We start from the raw sequence: 25,808 nt of genomic DNA, 5'->3' as shown, positions 1-25,808 counted from the left end.
TCTATTTACTAACTCTAAATAATAGAGTCCATTTCTTCTATTTGCGAACATGCCCCTGCGTTTGGTATTTGTGCGTCATTTGTTTATCATACAATTGAAAATTTGTTCTCCAAATATTACCATACTTACAAAATTTTATTTTTCAACACGCAATTCTCCTCCCACAATAAAAACCACAACTTACCTATTTTAATATAATCGGTCTTTTTCCGTCCCATATTGCCACTCAAAATGTTAAATTGGTTGGTTGTTTGTACCATTCAATCAAAGGAAATAAGGCAATCCTTGTTCGTGTTCCTAACATTCCTTATTGTAAATTTTCTTTTTAAATAGTACAAGATCACTTTTGAATATACTCTAATTTTGCATAACTTTTGCTGCACAAATGCTCTATTATAGTTAAAGGGGTGAAAACAGTATAGAATCACAAATTAAATATGAGCTACAAGGTCCATTGCCCTTAATTAAAGAAATAGCTTCAAATGGAGTTATTTTGCAAGTACGTATATGAGATATTAAAGAACAAAAACTAAGATAATCTTATTTTTTGTTCACTTAAAAAATCGCATTTTAATAGCTATTGATTTTTTCAACATGCTCAAACAATGCTATTTTGGCTTCCGTTACTTCTTTATCACAGGACAACTCTTCAGTATCTACAAACAACTGAAGAACTTATTTATCTATCAGGGCCTTTTGCTTCTATAATCTAGGTCGTTTACTTGTTGCTACTTCTATTAATTTATAAATTTATTTTCCGGAACATAATGGCCACCAACCTTAAATATAAAAATCACTACTCACAAAAAATCATCCTTTTAAACAATCATATTTATAAAAAAATAAAGATTTTAAACTAGGGTTTCATTTTAATTTATGATACACTTATATAAAAAAGGAGGAAGCTTATGGCCTCAAGAAAAGAACGCCCTAAAAAGAAAAAATCAAGAAAAAAAAATTGGCTGATCAATATCTTCCTATTCCTATTATTGATTGTTGGTTTAGCTCTGGTTTTCAATACCCAAATCAGAAATTGGCTGATCCAACAAAATGGAAAAGAGTATGCAATAGAAAAACTAACTCCTGAAATTATTGAAAAGAATAATCAAACGGATACTTCTTTTGATTTTGCAGCAGTTGAATCTCTTAGCACAGAAGCTGTCTTAAAAGCTCAGCTTGCAAATAAAAACTTACCCGTTGTTGGTGCAGTTGCTCTTCCAGATGTGAAAATCAACTTACCTATTTTTAGAGGGTTGGATAATGTTGTTTTGCTAACTGGTGCTGGAACAATGAAACCTGATCAAGAAATGGGTAAAGGTAATTATGCTCTTGCTAGTCACCGTGTGCAGGATATGATTTCTCTGTTTTCACCGTTGGAATATTCAAAACCAGGAGAATTGATTTATACGACTGATTTAAACAATGTGTATACATATAAAATCACTTATGTTGAAAAAATCGATCCTTCTAGAGTGGAGTTGATCGATGACGTCCCAGATAAGAAGATGATTACATTGATTACATGTGGTGACATGTATGCAACGACACGAATTGCAGTTCAAGGTGAATTAGAATCTGTTACACCAATGAAACAAGCAACTCAAGCTATGACAGATGCATTTAATATGGAACAATTAACCTTATAAAATTCTAAAATAAGCTAGGCTGGAAGTACTAACTTCTGCCCTAGCTTATTTCAATTTTATTTACAAATGACTAGTTTTTCTCATGCGACAATAACCATAACGAATCGCTGACAAAACAAGTACAGCAGGATACATAAACACTGTCACAGCAAACCATTCTACGTTAAAAACAGATACAATGCCTACATGATAAGTCACTGCATAAATCAAAGGTAAAACAATCGCTAGTACCCCATAATACAAACTCATCTCAAATACAACTGTTTTAAATAAACGCTTCATGATTCATATCCCCAATCTCGTTTCACTTTATCTAATATTTTTCTCTTGGTCATTTCTCTACTTTTCTATTGTACGTTTTTTTCTTGAGAGATACATCCATCTAAAGGCTGAGATTTTTCTAGGCAAATGATTCTGTATCATTTAAAGCGACTTGTTTTGATTGCGTTTCGTTGTACTCGTCTTGTGACTAGCATTTTTCGTGGGTAACTATTCTTTTGGGATTTTCTCCACAAAAAAAGCTGGGAAATAACGCTTCGAGTTATTTCCCACTCACGTGGAATCTAGATAATCGATAGAGGGCCAAAGCAATCCCTTCGGAAATAGGCTGAAATTGCTGTGACACACGACGAAGCACGAGTTGATGTAGAACAGTATCTATGTGGTTCTCGGAATGAAACACTTCTGTCCCAACCTCAAACTTTATTATCTAAACATTGTTTGTGCGGCTTTTGCCAACACTTTAGGATCACGATTGTAAGGTGTTACTGGAATAATTTCCTTATTAATATCAAATAAGGTATACACAGCAATTCTTGCCGCACGGACTGAATACTCTTCTGTAAAGACCATATCTTTTGGAATTTCCACAAATTGACTGACCATTGCAAAGTTTGTGCTATTTTCAGGAACAACTTGAGGACGATCCGTCATTTTACGTGGTTGGAACTGGGCATCGATATATGGCATATAGGCCGGAATCACATTCACAACATCTTTGATGATTTCATCCCAATCCGCTTGCCAACCCATTTGACAAATCCATTCGTATAAAATTTCTTCACCCGTGCAATCACGCATTGGTTTTTTCACATAATCGCCGACTTTATCTGTATAAATGCCATATCCCCAGAAAATCGTGGTATCAGGATCTTGATTTTTAAAATGAGGTTGCGCCGCCACAACGGTACTCATCAACCAACTTGAATCTTTCAAGGTCATCAAAGCCCCAGATCCAGGAATATTGCCAGAAAATTCTTCGATTCGTTTTAATAATTTATCACCACGACAAGTGACAGTAAAGCTTTCCCAGTTGGTCTCAGCTTCGTTGCCAAAGAATGGTTCAGGATTGCCTAATCCAGCTTTTTTCTTGGCAATATTGCGCCATAGTCGTGCCGAACGAGATTCTTCTGTAACTTCTGGTGCTGGTGTGCTCCAATCACCTTCTGTTGAACTATCTGTCATCGTTCCGTTGGTCATGATCACAACATCTTCTTCATTTAGCTCAATTGTTTCGCCATTACCAAGTTTCAAAGCGGTCACAGTGATTTCAGATCCTGGTTTAAATTCTAAATCAATCACATCTTCATTTAAAGTAAAGTCTACCCCATGTTTTTCTAGAAACGCTTTTAAGGGTAAAATCACGCTATCGTATTGATTCAATGGTGTACGTGTGACGCCTTCTAATGTATCGATACGAGAAAATTCTAAAATCATTCGATTCATATAGCGACGTAATTCAAAGGCACTGCTCCATTTTTGGAAAGCAAAAGTTGTTTGCCACATATACCAGAAATTCGTTTCAAAGAAATGTGGTCCAAACCATTCTTCAATCGTCACACCATCTAAACTTTCTTCTGACGCTCCTAATAATTTAGTCATCGCTAAACGGTCTTCATTATCAAAACCCATCGTATGGGCATCAAGGATTTCTTGGTTTTTTGTAACTAAACGTGCCTGAGCATGTGTTGGATGTAAGTGATCAAAATTTAAAATTTCATCTGTTACACTGTGATTAGGCCATTCAAGTGAAGGAATACTACTGAATAATTCCCAGAAGTTTTCGTACGTTTCTTCATTTAACATCCGCCCACCACGAGCGACAAAACCTTTTTCATTGGTCCCAATCCCGTCATTGCTTCCGCCGAGAATTTTCATGCCTTCGATCACATGGATATTCTTCCCATTGAAGTTCGCATCACGAATCAAGTAAGCAGCTGCTGCCATAGTCGCAATTCCACCACCGATTAGGTAAACTTGTTTGTCTCCATAATAGCGGCTGTTGATTTCTTCTTCTACCTCAGCAGCTTTTTCTACTTTCTTTTCAGCGGATACTTTTTTTGCAAGGAACGCCGCACCTAATGCACCTGCTGCAGCTAACCCAATATGTCTTTTTTTCATGAGAATCCCTCCGATTCAATTGATGAACCTAGCGTACAATGATTCTATGAAAATGTCTTGTGATAGCCTTTCCATTCTGTCTTCTTTTTAGACACAATGGACAATTTGTCACAACAGTTCATTTTCTTGAGCATACAAGCGATAAGAGAAGAATTCAGTATCTTTAGCCAAACGGAATAATTGTGTAGCGATTTCTAACGGAGACTCCTTATAGCTGTTTAAAATCCAATCAATCAAAACACCGCTACAGCCATATGAAAAGAAACGAGCGTAGAATATCTTGTCTTCTGGAAGCAGCTGATTTTCTTTATCTACTTGATCGAATAAATTAATAAACAATTTATTTGTAATCGTAGAAAAACACGTTCTTAAAATATCCGAATCTGAACTGACTGTATTATAATAGAAATCACTTTTTGATTGGATTGCTTTAAGCATTTTTAACGCTTGCTCTTCCCAATTATCGATACTGACTTCTGGTGAGTCTAAATAGATCAACGCATCATGCGTGTAAATCCAGCGCAAAAGATCTTGTTTGTCGGTAAAGTGATAATAGAAGGTCTGGCGATTTAACCCTACTTCTTTGGTAATATCCTGAACACTGATTTTACTGAACAATTTATGATCACATAATTCAATCAATGCAGCTGAGATTGCTTTTTTTGTTATTTGTGATTCGCTCATATTTTTTTCCTCACTTTTTTTAGATAGGTTCATCATACCAAAAAAGTTGGGGGAAATATAAGGTTTTGAGAGATTTTTAAGTAATTCTATCGTTTCTCATAAGAAATCGTTACAGTTCCACTATATTGGAATTTATGCCACCACTCTGCTAACATTTCTGGTTCAAGGTTAAATTTAAAATCCACTTCCCCTGCATCACTTAATCCTTCCCAAATAAGAAGATTCTCCATTTTAGAATAAACTCCATTATTGCTAATATAATCTACATCAAATATCCAATTATCTTTTAATCCCATAATCGGATTTGAGATTGTTAGCCTTTTATCATTTGATATTAGTTGCTGCTCAAAAACAATGTTTTGATCACTTATATCACACTCAATAAAATATCGATGATAAGAAAGCGGAGTAATATCTTTTATTTGGTTATTAGATGCATTAAAATTTTGAAGAGTTAGATTAGCTAACGAACTAATATCATTAATTTGATTGCTTTCTATAGAAATATACCTAAGGTTTACTAGATTTGCTAATGAACTAAGATCACTGACCTTATTTCTATCAATAGAAAAAGTTTCAAGTAAATGCATTTTCTCTAGTACACTTATATCGCTAATGTTATTATGATTTAAATTAAGGGACTTAAGATTCATTAAGTTCTTTAACGAATCTATATTACTAATTTCATTACGAGCTACTGAAAGAGTACTTAGTTGGTGTAAATTCCCCAACGGACTGATATCATTCACTTGATTCTCTCCAAATTCAAGGATTTCAAGCGCTTCTTTATCATTTAATGGACTGATGTCCTTTATGTCATTATTATTAATTCGAAGATCTTTAAGATTTATTAATCTTTTCAATGGAATAATATTCTTTATTTGATTTCTATAAAGAAATAGTTGCTCAAGCTGAGTCATATCATTTAACGCACTAATATCTTCGATCTTATTATCTCCAATTTGAAGTTTTTTGAGATTTATCATTTTTTTCAATGCACTTATATCATTTATTTGATTACTTGTAAGAAAAAGCTGTTCAAGTTTTTCTAAATTATTTAATGAATCAATGTCACTAATCTCATTATTACTAAGTTCAAGTTGTTTAAGATTAGTTAAATTGTTTAACGAGCTAATATCACTTAGGGAACCAGGCCCAATAGTAAGTTTTTCAAGGTTTTGTAAATTCGCTAATGAACTGATATCATCAACTTGATTACAATAGATGGCCAAAGACTTCAGTTTGATAAGGTTTCTTAAAAAACTTAGATCACATAGATGATTATTAAATACATGAATATCTTCAAGATTAGTTAAATTACTTAGTATACTGAAGTCTTTGACTTGTTCGCTACTTATTATAAGCGTTTTAAGATTGACTAAATTCCTGAGAGCACTTATATCACTAACTTGATTATGTCCCATAGCAAGATATTTAAGATTGGTTAAGTTGCTTAATTGTGTTATATCACTTATTTTACTAATATTATTAACATCAATATCTTCAACACCAAAAAAACGTAGATGTTCTAAATTTTTTAAATATTGTATTCCTTCTAAAGAAACAGTATCATTATTATCCATTTCAAATTTAACAATGCTTAGAAATTCTTCTTCACTAACCTTTTGCTCAACATTTTTTTTCATTGTTTCTGCAACTAATGATGCAAAATGCGGATCTGGAAACCATTCACTAAATGTTTTACCTTCCGAAGTTACAATTATTTGATATCGACCAATTTCATTGCCTTTTTCATTCAACACAGAAATCTGCACATTATCTTTGATATCCGTAATAAAGACTGCCGAATCAATCTCAAATGTTCCATCAGGCTTGATATCTACCGTTGTATAACGTTTACGATTGACGAACAAACGAACTTTTTGTGCTTTTGTTAAGTCTTTACCTGTCAGTTTTCCGGTGACTTTTTGATTTTTCCCTAGAACATAGTTTGGAAGTTCTGCATCTAAACCAAATGGATTTAAGGTAACTGCGATTCTTCCCAATTCTCTCCCAGCCACTGATCCGACGATTTCCACATGATCTTTAATTGAAGTAATTTCTCTTGGTTCAACTGAAATAACAAATGTTTGATCTCCATTTACTTTGACTGTATCTATGATTTCTCCTTCAATCAATAATGAAACCTCGTCCATCTTGTTACCTGCGACTCCTGTGATTTCTTCATCGAACATCGTATAATCTGCAGCACTTAGGGTGATTTCTGCTTTTTCCAAAGCAACTATTTGGCGACTTAGTTCTTTACCCTTTCGATCCAAACCTACAACTTCAACTTTATCTTCCAAACTACGAATTGTATCTTCTGCTTCAATTTCATATGAATTATCTGCATAGATTATTCCACCTCTTATAACTTTCCCATTCACATGCATCTCAATCTTTTTGATAGCTGTCGACAAGACTTCACCTGTAACATAACTATCTTGCCCTACTCTATATGAGTCAGCAATGATCCATTCATTTTTGAGCACTTTCAGTTCGATTTGCTCTGTTACTTGATTTTCTGCAATTGCATTTAGCGGAAAATTGCTGGCAAACAAACTTAGCATAACCAAACAACTAAATAATACAATACCTTTTTTACTTTCCATTTCTCATCCCTCCTATTTCATCTACAATCATCATAACATTTTTCGTCCCATATGAATTAAAAAAATTACTAAAAATTATACTTACTCGCTTTTGATAGCTACTAAAAAAACGGTATAGCCTAAGCTACACCGTTGTCCAAACTTATATCAAATCTTTTATTATTTTACAACTTACTTTCAGTCACAGGATCTTTAACTAAATTAGCACCCCACAAACCTGCTGCAGAAGTGATGATCATCCCAAGGACCATTGCCACAAATCCCCAAATGGAAGCTTTAGAAACTGTATTTGACGTATCTTCAGCTGTTTGTCTCGCTTCTTTGATATTTTTATCCAAGTCTTCTTTGGCATCTTCAAGACTTGTTTTGGCATTTTCGATTTGTGTTTGCGTTTCTTTCGAGGCTTTTTGTAGTTCATTGTAGATATTATCTGTTGCTTGTTCTGCTTCTTCTTGCGATAGATCGGTATTTTTTGCCACTGCATTTGCAATTGCAGGACGATCAATTGAATCTCCGATTTTTTTCGCTTTGGTTTCTAAAGAATCTGCAGTATCTTTGAAGATTTTATCTGAGTTATCTGGGTTTTTAAGGATTTCTTTTCCCGCATCTGTGATTTCATCCGTTGCTTCTTTCATTTGATCCTTCAAATAATCAGGTTGTAATTCTTTCACATCCGTATCAGACAAAACTTTTTTTACTTGTCCTTGAAGTTCTGTTGTATCCACTGATTGAACGCCGTCTGTGACTTTATCGAATCCTTTGCTGATGGCATCAGATGTGCCAGAAGCTACGGTTTCCACAGTACTACCTGTCGCTGAGGCAATATTGCCAAATAAAGAACCAATCGCTGAAAACGCACCGATTGCTGTATAAGAAAGAATCGCAATCAACACTAAAACGCTTGTTGCCCATGTTAAAAATCCATGTACTAACCCGACTCTACGTGCTGCTACCCCTGCAATAAATCCACTACAAAATAATGAAAGAACAAATGTCACCACTGTCCAAATAATAAGTCCCATTCCCACACCATCTAACGGATTGTCTGATGTAGGTTTAACCATCCCAAAACCAATTGCTGAACCAATTAAACTTAAGGTAAAGAAAATCGCAAAGAAGGAAACTAATCCTGCTATAATTGCCCCCCAAGAGATATTTACACCTGCTTCATCTTGCGTTGTTAAGTACGATACAAATCCTTTTTTTCTCGTATTTTTTTCCATAATTTCCATCCTTTCGTTTGTTTTTTTTACTAATTAGTACACTATCAACTATAAAAGCGTAAAATATTTAGTGCAAATGATACGATTTTTTTCTAATCAAATACTCACTTCTTCTAAAAAATCTCTAACACTCTTTTTACTCGTCGACTAAACCATTCATGCATCTGATTCATGTTCTTAAAGTGCTTTTCTTTAAGATACTTGCTACCTTCGCAACAAATATTTCATCAACTTAGTAGTTTTTACAGACAATAAAAACACTCAAATCATTTATTGGAGAATGAATGATTTGAGTGTTTATTGCATTATTCTTGATAATAAGATTCATAACCAAAATGTTCATATGCCATAGCCGTTGCAATCCGTCCTCTTGGCGTTCGTTTGATAAAACCTTTCTGAATTAAATAAGGTTCATACATGTCCTCTACTGTCTCAGTCTCTTCGCTGATATTAACAGCTAACGTGCTTAAACCTACGGGACCACCGCCATATAATTCAATCATTGTTTTCAACAACTTTTGGTCAACATAATCTAAGCCTTGATGATCAACTTGTAGTAAGGTCAGCGCCTGATCCGCAATCCCTCGATCAATTGTCCCATTTGACTGAACTTGTGCAAAGTCACGCACACGTTTTAGTAAACGATTGGCGATTCGCGGTGTGCCACGAGAACGGCGAGCAATTTCAAACGCCCCCTCTTCTACAATTTCAGTTTGGAAAATAGCAGCAGACCGTAACACAATTTCTTTTAGATCTTCTGTTTCATAATATTCCATATGAGAAATAATCCCAAAACGGTCCCGAAGTGGCGCAGATAACATCCCAGCTCTAGTCGTTGCACCAATCAGCGTGAATGGCGGTAAGGGAAAATGAACTGGGTGAGCCGTTGTTCCTTGTCCCACCATAATATCTACGTAAAAATCCTCCATTGCAGAGTAGAGCATTTCTTCTACTACACGAGGCAAGCGATGAATTTCATCGATAAATAAAACATCTCCTGGCTCTAGTTCGTTTAAAATAGCAACCAAATCACCTGCACGCTCGATTGCAGGTCCACTAGTGGTACGGATATTGACATGCATTTCATTAGCAATCACCATTGCCATCGTCGTCTTACCCAGCCCAGGAGGACCATACAAAAGAGTGTGGTCTAACGCTTCTTCCCGATTACGGGCAGCTTCGATATAGATCGTTAACTCCTGTTTGACTTTATCTTGCCCGATATATTGTTCAAGAAATTGGGGACGTAGCGATTTGTCCAATGACTCTTCCCCTTCACTTGTTTTAGCGGAAAGCAGTCTTTCCTCTTCTGTCATAGTCTTTCCTCCTTAGCGTTTCATCATGAATTTCAATGCATTACGTAAATATTCATCTGTTTGCTGGCCGCCTAATTCTTCTAGTTTCGGCGTGATACGTTTGATCTCCTTATCACTGTAACCTAACGCACTCAATGCTTCTAAGGCCTCCGTTAGTGATTGATTTGCGGCTTGGTTTGATGGTGTTTTCGCCATTGCTTCAACCGCTACTTCGGATGTTTCAAGCTCACCTAATTTTCCTTTTAAATCAAGAACCATTTGCTGTGCTGTTTTTTTACCCACACCAGGGAATTTAGTTAAATAAGCTGCATCTTCACTTTCAATCGCATTGATCAAACCACCGTGATCTTCTGATGCCATGATCGCTAGACCACTTTTAGGACCGATTCCAGAAACACTGATTAATTTTAAGAATAGCTGTTTTTCATCTAAATCACCAAATCCATATAACGAATGAGCATCTTCACGAATAACTTGATGAACATAGATTTTGATTTGTTGATCGGTTTTACCTGAATAACGATAGGGATTACCTACTGATATTTGATACCCAATGCCATTTGTTTCTACTACAATATAATAAGGGCTGATAAATGTAACTTTACCAATGATATACTCGTACATAATTTCACCTTTCTTGCTAGCGTCGCTTTTTCATTACACGCACATACGTTTCTATTTTAGCACAAATTTAAGAAAATCAGTAGCTTGATAAAGAATACTCATTTTAAATAAAAAAAGCCAATACGAATTTAGATTACATTCGTACTGGCCGTTTTTATTATTCAGTAATATACGTCCATTTATAGTCATATCGTGCACCAGCTCCATGAGCGATGACCCCTTTGACTTTTTTACTACGCATGTGTGCTTCTGCTTTTTGATACACAGGCGCAACACCCATATCATCCATCAGTAGTTTTTCAGCATCTACCATATCTGTCCAGCGTTTTTCTGGATCAGAAGCATCTTTGCTACCTGACGCTTTGACTAATGCATCATATTTTTCATTTGAGTAGCGCCCTCTATTATAAGAACCACCTGTTAGGAATAAATCAGTGAAACTACTTGGGTCTGCATAGTCAGCTCCCCAACCGCCCATGAGTACTTCAAAGTCACCATTTTTACCACGGTCTAGACGGACAGCAAACGGTACGTTTGTCACTGTAACGTCCACACCATCTAATGTTTCTTTGACTGCGCCTTGGATATATTCTAAGATTTTTTTCGTAGAATCTGTATCATCTCCCACAATGTCGAATTTGAATGTACTGATTCCTAATTCTTTTTTGGCTGCTTCCCAATATTTTTTAGCTTTTTCTTTGTCATATTTCAATAACTCTTTATTCTCATCTGCAAAGTCTTTGTTGTCTTTTGGTGAATAAGACATACCTTCTGGAACAAGTCCTGTAGATGCCACTGACCCGTCTCCTAAGATACGTTCAACAACAGCATCACGATCAATGGAATAAGAAATAGCTTTTCTTAAATTTGCATTATGATACGGTGATTTCTCATCTCGTTGGTTGAACTCAAGATAAGAAGTACGCGCATCTTTTTCGATTACAAGTTCTGGATCATCTGCCATTTGTTTTGCTAGCTCACCACTTAAAATGACATCATCTACTTGTCCATCTTGGAAAAGATTCAACGATGTTGGTGCTTCTTTGACTACTTTTACTTCAATCTTATCTAACTGAACAGCCTCTTTATCCCAATATTGGTCATTTTTTGTATACGACCATTCAGTATCCGTTCCTGCACCATCAAAATCAGTCAATGTAAACGGACCATTGTAGACAGAAGCTTCACTTGTTGTCGCATAATCTTTGCCCTTCTCATCTACGATTTTCTTATTTTGAGGGAAAAATGATGGAAACGCTAATAGGTAATCAAAATAAGGTGTTTCTTTCTCCAATGTTACTTCCAATTCGTAATCACTGATTGCTTTGATCCCTAATTCATCAAGTGGTTTTTTCCCATTCGAAACATCTGCTCCGTTTTTCACCAATTCAAACATATAGGCATATTCAGCTGCTGTTTTAGGATCTGCAGTCCGTTGCCAACCATAAACATAATCTGCCGCTACAACAGGATCGCCGTTTGACCATTTAGCATCTTCTCTTAGCTTAAATGTATACGTCAAACCATCCTCACTCTTTTTCGCCATATCCGCTGCACCTGCAGCGTGTGGTTTACTTTTCTCGTCTAGTCGATATAGTCCTTCATAAATATTATTAAAGGCTGAAAAACTGATCGTATTTGTTCCTAATGATAAATCTGCTGTCGGCATCTCTTGTTGGACGACTAATCGAAAAAGCTGTTCCCCACTCGCTTTTTTGCTGTCGTTACTGCTATCTGTAGAATCAGTCTTACCACCGCCTCCGCAGGCTGCTAATACTAAAGTAGATAGCATCATGACACTGATTAATTTCTTCACACTTTTATTTTTCATTTCTTTCTCCTCAATAAACAATAATTTTCTTTCCAAATTTTAATTTTTGAATATTTTTATAATACTAGATGCACATGTAAAAAGCAAGTTTTTTTGACAATCTAAAAATAACGTTTGGTTTAATTTTTAAGATCACAATAAAAAACCTATCTCAACAGATTTCACCTGTCGAAATAGGTCTAATCATTATTCAAATAAGGATTTATATTCCCCATATCCTTCTTTTTCCAACTCTGCCACCGGAATAAAGCGTAAAGCTGCTGCATTAATACAATAACGTAAACCGCCCATCTCTTGCGGTCCATCGGTAAAAACGTGTCCTAAGTGAGAATCTGCTTCTTTGCTCCGAACTTCGACTCTTCGCATTCCTAAAGAAAAATCACTATTTTCTACGATGTCTTGTTTTTCAATTGGTTTCGTAAATGATGGCCAACCACATCCTGCATCGTATTTATCTTTTGAACTAAAGAGTGGTTCACCACTGACGATATCCACATAAATACCTTCTTGATAAAAATCGTCATACTTACCAGTAAAAGGTCGTTCAGTTGCATTTTCTTGGGTTACTGCATATTCAATGTCAGATAACTTTTCTTTCAACTCTTTTTTTGATGGCTTTTCCATGACAAATCACACCCTTACTTTTTTTGTTAGTCTTATCATAGCATTGTTGAGAAAAAAACACTCCTTTTCTGTTTAGAAAGTGAGTGTTTCAGTCTTTTCATTCGTTCCAAGGGATATCCAAATCGACATTTTTAGCTAAATCGATACTTTCTTGTCGTTTTGCTTGTCTGGCTTGTTTTCTTGCCTTATAGCCTTGGCAGATAAATTGTTCTTCTTTTGTCTCAGGTTCGATACGTTCAGGTAAACTCGCTCCTTTAGGCACGACAAATGTCATAAAACAAGTACCAGCCAGATAGCGTTCACCAGTAAATAAGTCTTCACCAATCACTTTGGCAAATATCTCCATTGATCGTGTGCCGACACCAGATACATAGGCATCGATACAGACAGAGTGGCTAGCTTTCAAAGGCGCCAGAAAGTCTAAGTGATCCACAGAAGCCGTTACGATCGCAGCTCTTGATACTCGAACAGCTGCAATACCAGCAGTTTCATCCAGCCATGCCATTAATTGACCACCAAATAAGGTTTTATGAAAATTTAAATGAGGATAGGTGATCATATGTGTTTGGATCGCCCTGGTTTGTGAACATTTCATTGGTTCTTTCCTTCTTTCCGTGTTCTAGCTCTACTCAAAAGACGGCAGCATACGATACAAAGTAGCGATTGGAAGCCCCATAATCGAATAATAATCTCCTTGGATACTCTTTACAAGTAACGCTCCTTGTTCTTGAATTCCGTAAGCTCCTGCTTTATCTTCATACTCTTTTGTATCTAAGTAACGATTGATTTCTTCGTCCGTCAAATCATAAAATTCAACTGTAGCAGGAACCGTTGCTGAAGATTCCTGATCATCTTTCATCAACACTACACTGGTGTATACTTTATGCGTTCTACCACTCAGTTGTCTCAACATTCGAAATCCGTCTTCTCTGGAAGTGGGTTTGCCTAATATTTCATTATCGATCGTGACAATTGTGTCGGAACCGATCACAAGATCATTTGGATATTGTTTTGCAATGTGCATTGCTTTTTGCGCTGCCATCGTTAAAACATAATCCATTGGGGTAAAATAACTTTTTACGTCTTCATCAATATCAGCCGGGACTACTTCAAAGTCAGATATGATCCGACTTAGCAGTTCACGTCTACGCGGTGATTGAGAGGCAAGGATAACTGCCATTAGGATAAAACCTTCTTCCCTATTTTTTAGTGCGGATCTTGGATTCGTTTAAACATTTTTTCCATATCTGAATTGGTAAAGTGAATCAAAACTGGACGTCCGTGTGGACAATTAAAAGGATTTTCACACGTTTCTAAATCTTTTAATAGAACACGAGCTTGTTGTTCATCCAAATAATGATTTGCTTTGATCGATCGTTTACAGCTCATCATGATAGCTGTAGCTTCACGGAATTTCTTCACGCTAACCGATCCTGTAGTTAAAAACATATCAATCATTTCTCGAATGATGGACTCTTCTTCCCCTTGTGGATACCATGTTGGATGAGACCGAATGATAAAGCTATTTTGCCCGAAATCTTCTAAATGGATTCCAACTTCTGCCAAAGTCTCTTTATGTTCTTTGATTTTCAGTGCATCACTATTTGGATAATCTATTACGATAGGGACAAGCAACTCTTGTAAATCATTTGTTACTTCGCCTATTTTTTCTCTAAAATATTCATATTTGATTCGCTCTTGAGCAGCATGTTGATCGATAATATAAAGCCCCTCTTTACTTTGAGCAAACAGATATGTCCCATGCATCTGACCAAAATAGTCTAATTCTGGAAAACGCTCTTTCGGCCGTTCGTCAGATAGCTTATCCAAAGCTTTATTTAACTCATGTTTCGAACCCGTTGCCGAAAAATCAAACTCAGGATGATGACTCAACTCTTCTTCATAGACTTGTTCATCCACAGACTCAGCTTCTTTGTTCGGTGTAAAAACTTCCGCTAATTTAGGCGTTGTCTCTGCTTGCTCATTATCAGAAACTGAAGATTCTTCTTCTGGCGAACTAAAAGCATGCGCCAGTAAGGCTTCTCTATCAAGGTCTTCTTTTGTCTGTGATTCAGGTGCTTGTGACCAGTTATCTACGGGTTTTTGAGTCGAAAATTCCGCTGTTGTCTCTTTAACAAAGAAATTCCCACTCGTTGAGTCATAGCCTAAACTGCCAGGTTTACGAATAGGTTTGGCAGTTTCTTCTTGTTCAGTTAATGGAATCTCCATCTGTTCGACTTTAGGTTGCTGTTCAACTTTCTTTTTAAACCGCAAATTATCTGCCGCATTTGGAATCAGTTGCTCATGACTCAACACTTCGCGAATCGCATCACTGATCAAGGTCATCAACTCTTTTTCTTTACTTAAGCGTACTTCTTGCTTGGTTGGATGAACATTGACATCGACTAACAGCGGATCCATCTCAATCTCTAACACTGCAAGTGGGAAACGGCCTACCATCAGTTTAGAACCGTAACCATCCACAATTGCTTTATTCAGCGCAAAATTTTTGATATAGCGACCATTGATGATCGTTGATAAGTAATTGCGACTCGCTCTAGTCACTTCTGGTAATGACACATAACCCGTTAATTTAAAGTCTAAATCTTCTGATTCGATTTTCAGCATTTTTTTCGCTGTCCCGATGCCGTAGATGCCCGCAATCGTTTGCTTCAAATCACCATTTCCAGCTGTATTCATCATCTTATTTCCATCATGGACCAAACGAAATGCAACCTTGGGATGGCTTAATGCTAAACGATTGACGATATCGCCCACATTGGCTAATTCTGTTTGGATCGTCTTTACATATTTTAGGCGCGCAGGCGTATTGAAAAATAGGTTTGAAACAGTGATTTTCGTACCTTTTCTTAAGGCGGCAGGGCGGTGCTCTTCGATTGCTCCACCTTTCATTTTAACGAGGCTGCCTTCTTCTTCGGCGACAACGGCCGTTTCAACCATGATTTCTGATACAGAAGCAATACTGGGCAGGGCTTCACCGCGAAAACCTAAACTACGAATCCGAAATAAATCGTCACGCGTATGAATTTTACTCGTTGCGTGTCGTTTAAATGCGTTTAAGATGTCCTCTTTTGCGATTCCTTCACCATTATCAATCACTTGGATCGTCTTCAGACCTGCTTCCTCAATAAAAATATCGATTTGTGTACTTCCTGCATCGATTGCATTTTCAACAAGCTCTTTTACAACTGATGCAGGGCGCTCTACTACTTCACCAGCAGCAATTTGATTGGCAAGCTGTTCCGATAGTTCTTGGATTTTTCCCATTTAGGATCATCTCCTTGTTCCGTTTTTCCACTCTAAAGTTTAGATTCTTTTTTGTAGTTCATGTAATTTATTCAACGCATCCATTGGGGTCATTTCTAATAGATTGATTTTCTTCAAAGTATCGATCACACCTAGTTCATCAGTGGATACTTCTTTAAATAGCGACAATTGTTCTGTATCTTCTTTGATTTCGTCTTTGTATTCAACTTGTTTTAATGGTTGTTCTTCTGATTCTAATGCAGAAAGAATCGTTGCTGCACGCTCTAGTAATACACTTGGCAAGCCAGCGATTTTAGCAACGTGAATCCCATAACTCTTATCAGCTGGACCTTCCATCATTTTATGCAAAAAAACAACTTCGCCATTTTTTTCGACTGCACCAACATGAATGTTTTTCAATCCAGATAAGTTTTCATCCAGTACCGTTAATTCATGGTAATGCGTGGAGAATAAAGTTTTGGCCTTGACTTCGCGATGGATATACTCGATGATTGCTTGAGCTAATGCCATTCCATCATAAGTAGCGGTTCCTCGGCCTAATTCATCGAATAAAATCAAACTATTCGGTGTAGCATGACGTAAGGCTTGATTAGCTTCCATCATTTCTACCATAAACGTACTTTGGCCTGCGATCAAATCATCTGACGCACCGATTCTTGTAAATATTTGGTCAAAAATCGGAAGCTCAGCCGATTCTGCTGGCACGAAACAACCGATTTGAGCCATCACGACAGTTAATGCTAATTGGCGCATGTACGTACTTTTCCCCGACATATTCGGCCCTGTGATTAGGAGAATGATGTCTTCTTTACTCATATGCACACTGTTGGGAATGTACTCTTGATGTCCTAAAACCTTTTCCACAACAGGATGACGTCCTTCAACGATGTGTAGCTCTTTACTATTGCTTTTCAGAGTTGGCCGAACATATTGATATCGTTCACTCACTGTGGCAAACGCTTGTAAAACGTCAACTGCACTGATTGTTTTCGCTAATTTTTGTAATCGCTCGATATTGGCTTTGACTTGCTCACGCACTTCTAGAAACAATTGATATTCTAAGTCTACAGATTTTTCTTCTGCTTCTAGAATCAACGTTTCCATCTCTTTTAGTTCTGGCGTGATAAACCGTTCGGCATTCGCTAAGGTTTGTTTGCGTTCATATTTGCCTTCTGCTAGGTTGGCTAAGTTAGATTTTGTCACTTCAATGTAGTACCCAAATACTCGGTTAAAACCGACTTTTAGGGTTTTGATCCCTGTTTCTTGCCGTTCTTTTGCTTCTAATTCTGCTAACCATTGTTTCCCGTTACGCATCGCATTGCGGTATTCATCTAATTTCTCATTGTAATTGTCTTTAATGATGTTTCCTTCTGTAATTGCAAGAGGTGCTTCTTCATTGATTGCTTGATTGATCAGCTCAACAACATCCTCAGCTGGATTTAAATCTAATAATAAATCGTTCCACTCACCTTGGTTAATACCGACGATCAGCTCACGAACCAAAGGCACTTGTTCTAATGATGTCTTTAGTTGAATCAAGTCACGACCATTCACATTACCGAAAGCTACACGACCTGCTAAGCGTTCTAAATCATAGACTTTCGTTAGTGTTGCTTGTAGATCGACCCGTTCAAAATAAGCATTCAATAACGATTGAACCATTTCTTGCCGGCTTTGGATTTGTTTTTCTTGGATTAAAGGTCGATCTAACCATTGTTTTAACAAACGGCCACCCATTGCAGTTTTTGTTTCATCTAACAACCATAATAATGTTCCTTTTTTCAAGCCTGTCCGGATTGATTGGGTCAATTCTAAGTTGAATTTAGAATAATGATCCATTTTTAAGAAATGGTCTGGTTGATATTCCACAGCTTTTTGAATATGAGCTAAGCCACGTTTTTGAGTCACCGTTAGGTATGTCAATAATTTCCCAGTTACTTCGACTTCTAGCGGATGAGTCAGTTCACTAGTTAAAAAGCTAAATTCAGCATTTTCTTCTGCTTGATTTTGTTCGGAAAAAATAATGTTCAAGCGACTTTTCAACGTTTGCTGTAACGTTTCTGATAGGGTACTGCCTAGCACGATTTCTTTTGTTTGCAATGCTGATGCTTCATTGATCACACCATCTTCGTCGCTTAATACAGCAGTCTTTAACTCTCCTGTACTTAAATCAACGTACGCTAAGCCAAAACTGCCGTTTTCTTCGACGATAGCAGTCAAATAGTTATTGTCTTTCGCGTCTAAGCCTTTACTAGTCATGACCGTTCCTGGTGTAATCAGTTGAACAACTTCTCGTTTAACCATTCCTTTGGTTGTTTTTGGATCTTCTACTTGTTCACAAATTGCTACTTTATAACCTTTTTCGATCAAAGTATCAATATAGCCTTGAGCCGCATGATGAGGAATTCCACACATTGGGATCGGATCATCTGCATTGCGATTACGACTAGTTAATGTTAACTCTAACAACTGTGATGCGTTGACTGCATCTTCATAAAACATTTCATAAAAGTCCCCTAATCTGTAAAACAGAAAAGCATCTTGATATTGGTCCTTAATTGCTAAGTATTGTTCCATCATTGGTGTGTTTTTGGTTTTTTGAGGCATTATTACCCTTCCTTCTCTAGTTCTTCGTTGATTCGATATTGGATCATGTCCGTGACATGTTGCAGCAAATCATTGGCTTCCCTGAGTTGTTCTCTGTAGGCTACAACTAAAGGATGTTCATCAAATTCTTTTGTTAGCTCATCTGCTCGCTTGATTGCAGCTTTTTCAGCTTCTGGTTTATCATAATGTGCAAATTGAACGGCATCTTTTTGGGCTGCTTTAATTCGCTCCACTAAATCAGCGAGCTTTTCATTTTTTTGGACTTTTGCTTCTAGTTCTTTATAACGCTGAATCAATTCATCTTCCCCGATCAGCGCTAATAATTTTGTTAATTCTTCGTTGGTTTTTTTATCTGTAATGGATGGCTCCATGATTTCACACCTTTATTCTAGGTTAGATTTTGTTGGAATTTGAGTCTACTTATTTTAACATAATTCCAGCAAAATCAACAGTTCGTGGAAAATAAAACAGTTGTTCTTCTACTATAATATACGTAAAAAATTAGAAATTATAGGAAAAAAGAGGGCCCTTTTTTCTAGGGTCCCTCTTTTTTCTAAAAGCTAGCTTGTACTGTAAGCTTAGCCTTGCTCTTCATTTTTCGTTAATTCTGCTACTTGTTTTTCTAATGCGTTGATTTTTTGTTGTCTTTTTTTGTAGAGATATACTACAAGAACTAGCAATAAGAATAGTAAAAATAGAACGATATAAAGTAGATAATGTTGCTTATCTTTATGGATATAGGCCTGATTATTCAGTTTTTCGGCTTCTTTAGCTTTGATTTCAAACTCTTTTTCAAAATCCCAGACTTGACCTTTAGATTCTGCATGAACAGTTAAAAGATAGTTGCCTGGCTTAAATTTCGTTTCCTGTAAGCTTACAGGATAGTTTAGCACGGAGTTGGGTGCCATCTGCAACTCACTTTTTTGGGTTTCGTAAAGAACTGTATCCGTATTTTTCTTTCTGATTTTGACATTAACATTCAATCGGTTTAGGTACGCTGCTTTTGAATTTACTAAATGAGCAAAAACTGTATTTCTGTTATTGACTTGTCCTAAGCTGACTTTGCTTAAGTCCAAGTCAGGTTTGACTTCTTTTTCTCCATGCAACACTAGTGCAATTACATAACCAAACTGGTTTTTTACCGCCACATCGGCTGAGGATTCTTTATTTTTTTCTGCGTTTTCACTTGTAAAAGTAATTCCACCCGACAGGATACCAGAAAAATCAGTTTTTGGCATTATAATATTGTACTCTACGTTTTTTGATTCATGAGGAGCTAGGGTGATTTTTGGTGTATCGGTTTTGATTAGCTGACTTATATCATGGGGTAAGTCGACTGATTGGTTTTGATCGCTATTGATATATTCTACTACTCCATTGGTATTAGTCGTTGCGGTTTTGATTTTCGTGTTGATCGTTCGTTCTTGATTAGATCGATTAGTTACTTTGACCTGTACCGTGTGCTTTTCTTCTGGATTCAATCGTAAGTCAAAATATGTTTTTGTTTTATCTACTTGTTTGATTGATGGAATGGCCTTGACTTCATAGTCCGCATCTTGTGCCCAACTATTTGACGTTGCCACCAGACATCCAAATACAAAAAACACCATTGGCACTATAACTTTAAGTGTTCGTTTCAACATGTTGATCCCTCCATTTTTTTTGCTATGTATGTTTACGGAGCGGTAAAAATTCTTATTTCACTACCGCTCCATCTCCTATTTACTATTAACTATTTGCTGGTTGATCTAATAAGATCCAAGTCAATGTTGTTTCGTATTGTTTTGCAACTTTTGCTGTTTCGCCTGGAACAGATAATGTTGCTGCCTCTTTAGCAAAACTTTCAATTGTCACGCCATTACCAAAACCTGTACCTGCATCTAAAATAGTTGTGCTTGACCCATCTGTATTTAAAACAACGTCTGTTTTGACAGTTGCTGAACCTGTTGATTGGTCTGAAATCGTTGGTGTCTTCAATGTCATTTGAGCGCTTGTTAATTCTTTTTTGTCTGCTTTGAATTGACCATTTTGTGCTACTTGAACTGTCCAACCAGCTTCTGTTCCGCGGATATCTTGAACAGTTGTCGTTGTTTCTGTTTGATTTTTATAGACTTCGTCTTTAGCGGAAATTGGATTAGAACCAAAATCAAAATCAGCAACATTCACTAATGTTAATGCACCTTCTGTAGGTGTAGTAAAGCCGATGTCACTTGTTGACTCATGGTTCTCTACTTCTTCTGCATGCCCGACCATACTTGTACTAAAAATCATTGATAGTGCCGCAATTCCTACTAAAATTTTGTTTGCTTTCATTTACATTCTCTCCTCGTTCTTTAAAATTCTATATGATATCATTCCAGTTATAAATAACAGAATGGATATTCCTCTTAGTGATAAAACCTTGCTTGTTGAAGCCTCTCCTGTATCTGGCAAAGTCTTCGTTTCATGTTGCTCTTTTTTTTCTATTTCGTAAAAACCAACTGTTGCCTTGCTATCTTCTGCAGCATAACTTGACTTCATCTCAAAGAAATAAACAAGACAAGTGATGATTATGACGATTTGGAGCCATTTTCTTTTTTTATTTTTCACGGTTTTGCACCTTTCAATCATTAGATACAACATCGTATAATTCCCAGCTGATTTCACCTGAATACTGATCAGCTAAAGCATCCCCAGATTTTACAACCACATTTAACCCATCATCGAAAGTTGTCCAATCGTGGGTTACATTATAGTCATCATGAGTCGTCGTTACTGCCGATTCGATGATAGCAGATGAATTCACTCGAAGTGGTACTGAGCGACCATCTTTGACATAAAATAAGGCATCGCTAAGTACATGATGGGTCTTATTTCCTGTTAAGGGCCGACTGAGTGTTGCACGTAATTGCCAATTAGAGCCTAAAGTACGTGTATCTTTTACAACAATATCTTGATCTTTCGACTCAATTTTATATTCTTCCTCTTTGTTAGATAAAGGGTGTGTACCAAAACTAATTTGCGTAGGAACAGCCGAAAAAGCTAAATACCCTTGGTACATATAGGTCACCGTTTGTTCTTCATTCGAAAAAATTCCTGATTCATTTCCCGACACTGCTGTTAGCGTATAGCCTGAAATTGATTTGGCATTAGCCAAGTAGTTTTGTCCAACTTTTCCTGATAAAATTTCTGGTGGTGCAATCTCTTGTCCGTCTTCGTTTAGATAGTTTACAACGACTGGTTTTCCTTGAACAAAATCAACTGTCAGCAATGCTTCATTACTTATCTTTGTTTCATCGTTGACTGTTGTAACTGCTGTATTTGGAATTTGGATTTGATTAATGTTAGGATCTATTAGCGCTTCTTGACTTAGCTTTACATTGCCATTTAGTGCAATCGTATAGACTTTCCCATAAAACGATTCAGTTATTAAACTTTCTGGTTTTGCTTCAACTGTTAGTTCATTCTCTGCATGTTGGCTAATAGCAAAATATTCATCAGCAGCACTCCCTGTTTCATCCTTAATTACTACATCTTCTACAGCAACGGCTATAGTTTCAGCTAATGTATCTGTAATTTTCAAATTTTGGATCGGAAAACGTGAAGAATAGGCAGGAATTTTTTGAGTGATCGTATATAGTTCTCTCTTTTCAAGTCCAGCGTAATCAAACTTTGCTCCGACTTTACTCGGCTCCTCTACTTCTTCACCACCTGTTATATCCCCTAATCCCGGGAAATCATCATAGTCAAACATTGCTGTACTTTCTTCCATGCTAATTGGCATGTTTGTATGAATATCATAACCAGAAATCACACTACCTAACACTCGTCCTTGTGTATCATCTAATGTCACAGAAGTTCGTGGTGCTAAAACTGTACCAATGAATAATGAAGCGTTACTTCTAAATTGAATCTCGTTTTCCTCATCATTAAAGTTATGCACAAGATGTGTTGCTGTTTTGTAGGTTTTGTCCTTTAACTCATCAGAAATGGTATGACTATCAGATTTTATTAACGGAACTGCTTTGCTTGCATACTTTCCTTCAAAAAAGACTCCTTGATTTCCTTCAAAACGATACTCTTCATCTCCAGGCAAGCTAGGATATGCCGTAGCATGGAAAAATGTACTACCACTAAAGTTAAATGATGGAAAGTGTTTGTAATTAATAAATACATATGGCGGCAACATCGTATCTGGATCATAGTTGGTATAATTGATCGAAATATCCTGAGCATTTTTAAAATGATCGATTTGTCCATCAACATCGATAATGACAACGGCCTGCTCCGTAACGTTTTTTTTCAATGCAATATTGATCTGGATCGAAGATTGTCCACCCCAGTCATTTGGGTTTACTACTTTGTGTTCTGTGTTGATTTCCGCTGTTTGAACTGCTGAATTATACACTACAGTTTGATCGCTACCCGTCAATGTTGCGTAATAATCACTGATCGATTGAATATTTCCTGTCACCTGAGAAAAATCAGTAATACCATTATCGACAAAGGAAGGAAACGAAGTGAGTGAGTCATTGTTACGCCTTTCAGAAAATTTCTCCTTCAACGCAGGATAATGCTGCAAGGCCTCATTCATTTCTTTTTCCGTTGGCAAATTGCCTAAATAGTAATGAAGGTCTTCACCATCCAGATACTTAAAACTTGTCGAATTTGCGTACCAACGGATGATATCACTCCCTGTAATTGTTTCAGAAACTACAGCGGGATCGATTTGTTCTAAATCCCACTGGCGATTTGAATTTTGATAATTTTGAAAACCGCCTTTTGACAAACCTGAAGAGCCATTAGACGTTATGTTTTTTGCTAAAAACTGACCAACAAGTTGCTTTTCCTGTAATTGATCGGTATTAAAATATAAGGTACCTCCAGCAGTTAAGTTCGTTTTCGTTGAAACCCCGAGTGGGTAGCTGGTAGGTGGTAAAACATCCTCAGCAAAAACTTCGTCTATTGAACCGATCATATGTAAAAGACAGAAAAACAAAATGAGTAAAGTAACATGGTTCTTTTTCATCTGAGGTCTCCTATCTGCTCGTTTCATCAATCGAGACTTGTACAAGCAACTTTTTACTACTATGAAATAATACAATTTTTTTCAGAAAATAATTATATATTTCTGAAACAATCTGTTTCAAATTTAAAAAAACAACATTTTTTTATTTAAAAAACGCTCTAACACCATGAAAAAAGGTTGAAACAAAACAAGTAATTGTTTTGCCTCAACCTTATAAAAGATAAAATTAAGTTATAGTTTAGTGATATGATCAATATTTTCATAGTTGAACATGACTGTTTTTACTTTTCTATCAAGCTAAAAAAATTGTTTTATAAAAAATATCATTGATTGCATCAATCATTTTTCCCCACTGTTCAGGATTCAACTGTTCATCGAAATAAAAATGTGCAGCGTCTGAATTGACTGCTTCATAAGAGTCCGAGATAACTAAATTAGCATTCGATACATCATTAGTAAAGATGATTCGCTCTTGATTATAAACATCTAAAATAATTTTTTTGATCCCCTCTGCTAAAATCAAATTATTATTAAAAATGACACAAATCGACATACTTCCTGCTTTTTTGTTTAAATAAATCCCTGAATAAATCGTTAAAGAAAGAATCGACATAACACCTTTCAACGACTTCTTATTTATTTTGGGATAAAATTCTTGTTGTTCAATGATCTTGGTGATTTTTCGGAAGATTTTCACATTCGCTTCATCATAGTCGATCATTGAATGAAATGAAAGTTCGTTTTTATAGTAGCCAGAGATATCAATATTGATATGCTTGATATAAATCAATAAGATGATCAGATAAAAGTAAAAGTTTGTATACCCCTCTTCAGTATAATCTATATCAAATTCCTTTTGAACCTCTGCCATCAGCTTAGTTGTGTATGCTGCAATTTCCAGAGATGATTGTTTGTAATCTTGAACAATTTTCTTTTTTGTTTCTAATGAATCTAAATTATACACTAGTCCTCGTGTTGCATATAGTAACAAAGCACGTTCTTTCCGGTATAGTGTGTTTGATAAGCGTTGTCTTAACAAAGGCAGTAATTCCGTATCTTTAGTATCAAAGTAGGCTGTATCTGCTAAAAAGCTATCAGAAATCTCTATATAATTTTTTTGCCAAAGCGCTCTTTTCAACGTAATCAACTGAATAAAACGTAATTTTGCCCGTTGCGATTCTGATAATGAAGCCATATGATCAAAATATTCTTCCAGCTCTTTGACTTCCCACCATGATTCAGGATAACTTCTATTATCGTATTCTGTTGATTTAAAAACAGACCAATAAGAATAAAAAGCAAACAGACGAATCCCCACTTCGTTACCTGTTAGAGGACTTGCAAGCTGATCAAATGAAATTTTACCACCAAAAGGCACTAGCATCTCTTTAAGTGCTCGTACTTGTTTATACACTGACGAACTGCTCATATGTAAATCAAGTGCCATTGCGTCAATTGAACTGTAATGATTTTTTAATAGCGTATCCAGAATGAAAAAAACACCACTTTTTTGAACGTAAAACAAATGACTGTAATCAATCAAGTAACCAATACTATAGGTTTCCGTCGTTTGAATCTGATAGGTTCCAGTCTGAGTATTTTGAATTAAGTGTACTTTCTCCCCAAATGTCATTTCTACTTCTTGCACCAAATCATTAATATATCTGCTTAATGTACTTTTCGTAAGTCCATGCTTTTGCATCAATTCGTTAAAGCTCAACCCATTTTTTGAGAAAACAATCGATTTAAACAATTCAAACTTTACTCGCTCTATTTTTCCCATAAAAGAATTTCGCATAGACGCCTCCTTATAATCTGCTGTTTTGATTCAGTTACTATTATAGAACAATTAATTGCTCTCCTGTTCACAAACGCTCAAGCTCACTTCCGATAAAAATAAAAAGAGTCAGATACTGCTCCTCTTTATACTTGAAGCTAGCTACTG

The 25,808-nt window shown here is 36.3% G+C and carries 20 protein-coding genes; 1 reads left to right on the top strand and 19 read right to left on the bottom strand.

From position 1 onward, the window contains the following. The first annotated feature begins 908 nt into the window (after window positions 1–908). Complete coding sequence (locus I580_RS13495; protein ID WP_010772069.1) at window positions 909–1,646, top strand: class A sortase; 738 nt, start codon at window positions 909–911, stop codon at window positions 1,644–1,646. 60 nt (window positions 1,647–1,706) lie between these two features. On the opposite strand, the gene I580_RS13490 is transcribed toward I580_RS13495, so the two are convergent. The 19 genes from I580_RS13490 to I580_RS13400 form a co-directional block, all read right to left on the bottom strand. Continuing rightward, window positions 1,707–1,928, bottom strand: a complete 222-nt coding sequence (locus tag I580_RS13490; protein ID WP_010772068.1) for a hypothetical protein — start codon at window positions 1,926–1,928, stop codon at window positions 1,707–1,709. 423 nt (window positions 1,929–2,351) lie between these two features. Further along, window positions 2,352–4,046 (bottom strand): oleate hydratase, encoded by a 1,695-nt coding sequence (locus tag I580_RS13485; protein WP_010772067.1) that lies wholly within the window; start codon window positions 4,044–4,046, stop codon window positions 2,352–2,354. A 108-nt stretch (window positions 4,047–4,154) separates the two neighbouring features. Next, a complete protein-coding gene (locus tag I580_RS13480) occupies window positions 4,155–4,730 on the bottom strand; it encodes a TetR/AcrR family transcriptional regulator (RefSeq protein WP_010772066.1) in 576 nt (191 codons plus the stop codon). An 86-nt stretch (window positions 4,731–4,816) separates the two neighbouring features. Continuing rightward, window positions 4,817–7,342 (bottom strand): leucine-rich repeat domain-containing protein, encoded by a 2,526-nt coding sequence (locus I580_RS16530; protein WP_010772065.1) that lies wholly within the window; start codon window positions 7,340–7,342, stop codon window positions 4,817–4,819. Between the two features lie 164 nt (window positions 7,343–7,506). Then, window positions 7,507–8,565 (bottom strand): TIGR04086 family membrane protein, encoded by a 1,059-nt coding sequence (locus tag I580_RS13470; protein WP_010772064.1) that lies wholly within the window; start codon window positions 8,563–8,565, stop codon window positions 7,507–7,509. 305 nt (window positions 8,566–8,870) lie between these two features. Continuing rightward, window positions 8,871–9,881 carry a Holliday junction branch migration DNA helicase RuvB gene (gene ruvB / locus I580_RS13465; RefSeq protein ID WP_010772063.1) on the bottom strand — a complete coding sequence of 337 codons (1,011 nt, stop codon included), beginning with the start codon at window positions 9,879–9,881 and terminating at the stop codon, window positions 8,871–8,873. 12 nt (window positions 9,882–9,893) lie between these two features. Further along, on the bottom strand, window positions 9,894–10,505 hold the full coding sequence (gene ruvA / locus I580_RS13460) for a Holliday junction branch migration protein RuvA (protein ID WP_010772062.1): 612 nt from the start codon (window positions 10,503–10,505) through the stop codon (window positions 9,894–9,896). Between the two features lie 157 nt (window positions 10,506–10,662). Continuing rightward, the gene (locus I580_RS13455; RefSeq protein ID WP_010772061.1) at window positions 10,663–12,336 is read right to left on the bottom strand and encodes a peptide ABC transporter substrate-binding protein; all 1,674 of its coding nucleotides are present in this window, start codon (window positions 12,334–12,336) and stop codon (window positions 10,663–10,665) included. Window positions 12,337–12,522: 186 nt separating this feature from the next. Further along, the gene (msrB, locus tag I580_RS13450; protein ID WP_010772060.1) at window positions 12,523–12,960 is read right to left on the bottom strand and encodes a peptide-methionine (R)-S-oxide reductase MsrB; all 438 of its coding nucleotides are present in this window, start codon (window positions 12,958–12,960) and stop codon (window positions 12,523–12,525) included. A gap of 97 nt (window positions 12,961–13,057) precedes the next feature. Next, window positions 13,058–13,555: an acyl-CoA thioesterase gene (locus tag I580_RS13445; protein WP_010772059.1), complete on the bottom strand. Its 498-nt coding sequence runs from the start codon at window positions 13,553–13,555 to the stop codon at window positions 13,058–13,060. Window positions 13,556–13,585: 30 nt separating this feature from the next. After that, entirely contained in the window at window positions 13,586–14,140 is a 555-nt protein-coding gene (locus I580_RS13440) for a Maf family protein (RefSeq protein ID WP_010772058.1), read from the bottom strand. Window positions 14,141–14,166: 26 nt separating this feature from the next. Next, a complete protein-coding gene (mutL, locus tag I580_RS13435; RefSeq protein ID WP_010772057.1) occupies window positions 14,167–16,248 on the bottom strand; it encodes a DNA mismatch repair endonuclease MutL in 2,082 nt (693 codons plus the stop codon). 39 nt (window positions 16,249–16,287) lie between these two features. Further along, window positions 16,288–18,855, bottom strand: coding sequence for a DNA mismatch repair protein MutS (mutS, locus tag I580_RS13430; protein WP_010772056.1), 2,568 nt, complete (start codon window positions 18,853–18,855; stop codon window positions 16,288–16,290). 2 nt (window positions 18,856–18,857) lie between these two features. Further along, complete coding sequence (locus tag I580_RS13425; RefSeq protein ID WP_010772055.1) at window positions 18,858–19,226, bottom strand: YlbF/YmcA family competence regulator; 369 nt, start codon at window positions 19,224–19,226, stop codon at window positions 18,858–18,860. A gap of 207 nt (window positions 19,227–19,433) precedes the next feature. Next, window positions 19,434–20,498 carry a WxLIP family cell surface protein gene (locus tag I580_RS13420; protein ID WP_010772054.1) on the bottom strand — a complete coding sequence of 355 codons (1,065 nt, stop codon included), beginning with the start codon at window positions 20,496–20,498 and terminating at the stop codon, window positions 19,434–19,436. A gap of 85 nt (window positions 20,499–20,583) precedes the next feature. Continuing rightward, window positions 20,584–21,168 (bottom strand): WxL domain-containing protein, encoded by a 585-nt coding sequence (locus tag I580_RS13415; RefSeq protein WP_010772053.1) that lies wholly within the window; start codon window positions 21,166–21,168, stop codon window positions 20,584–20,586. After that, window positions 21,169–21,444, bottom strand: a complete 276-nt coding sequence (locus I580_RS13410) for a hypothetical protein (protein ID WP_143141691.1) — start codon at window positions 21,442–21,444, stop codon at window positions 21,169–21,171. A gap of 13 nt (window positions 21,445–21,457) precedes the next feature. Beyond that, the gene (locus I580_RS13405; RefSeq protein WP_010772052.1) at window positions 21,458–23,863 is read right to left on the bottom strand and encodes a MucBP domain-containing protein; all 2,406 of its coding nucleotides are present in this window, start codon (window positions 23,861–23,863) and stop codon (window positions 21,458–21,460) included. Window positions 23,864–24,155: 292 nt separating this feature from the next. Then, complete coding sequence (locus I580_RS13400; protein WP_010772051.1) at window positions 24,156–25,661, bottom strand: helix-turn-helix domain-containing protein; 1,506 nt, start codon at window positions 25,659–25,661, stop codon at window positions 24,156–24,158. Window positions 25,662–25,808 lie beyond the last annotated feature (147 nt).

Source organism: Enterococcus caccae ATCC BAA-1240, assembly GCF_000407145.1.
In the GTDB taxonomy this organism is placed as follows: Bacteria; Bacillota; Bacilli; order Lactobacillales; family Enterococcaceae; genus Enterococcus_L; species Enterococcus_L caccae.
The sequence above is the reverse complement of the archived record's forward strand: the minus strand, read 5'-3'. Positions and strand labels throughout refer to the sequence as shown.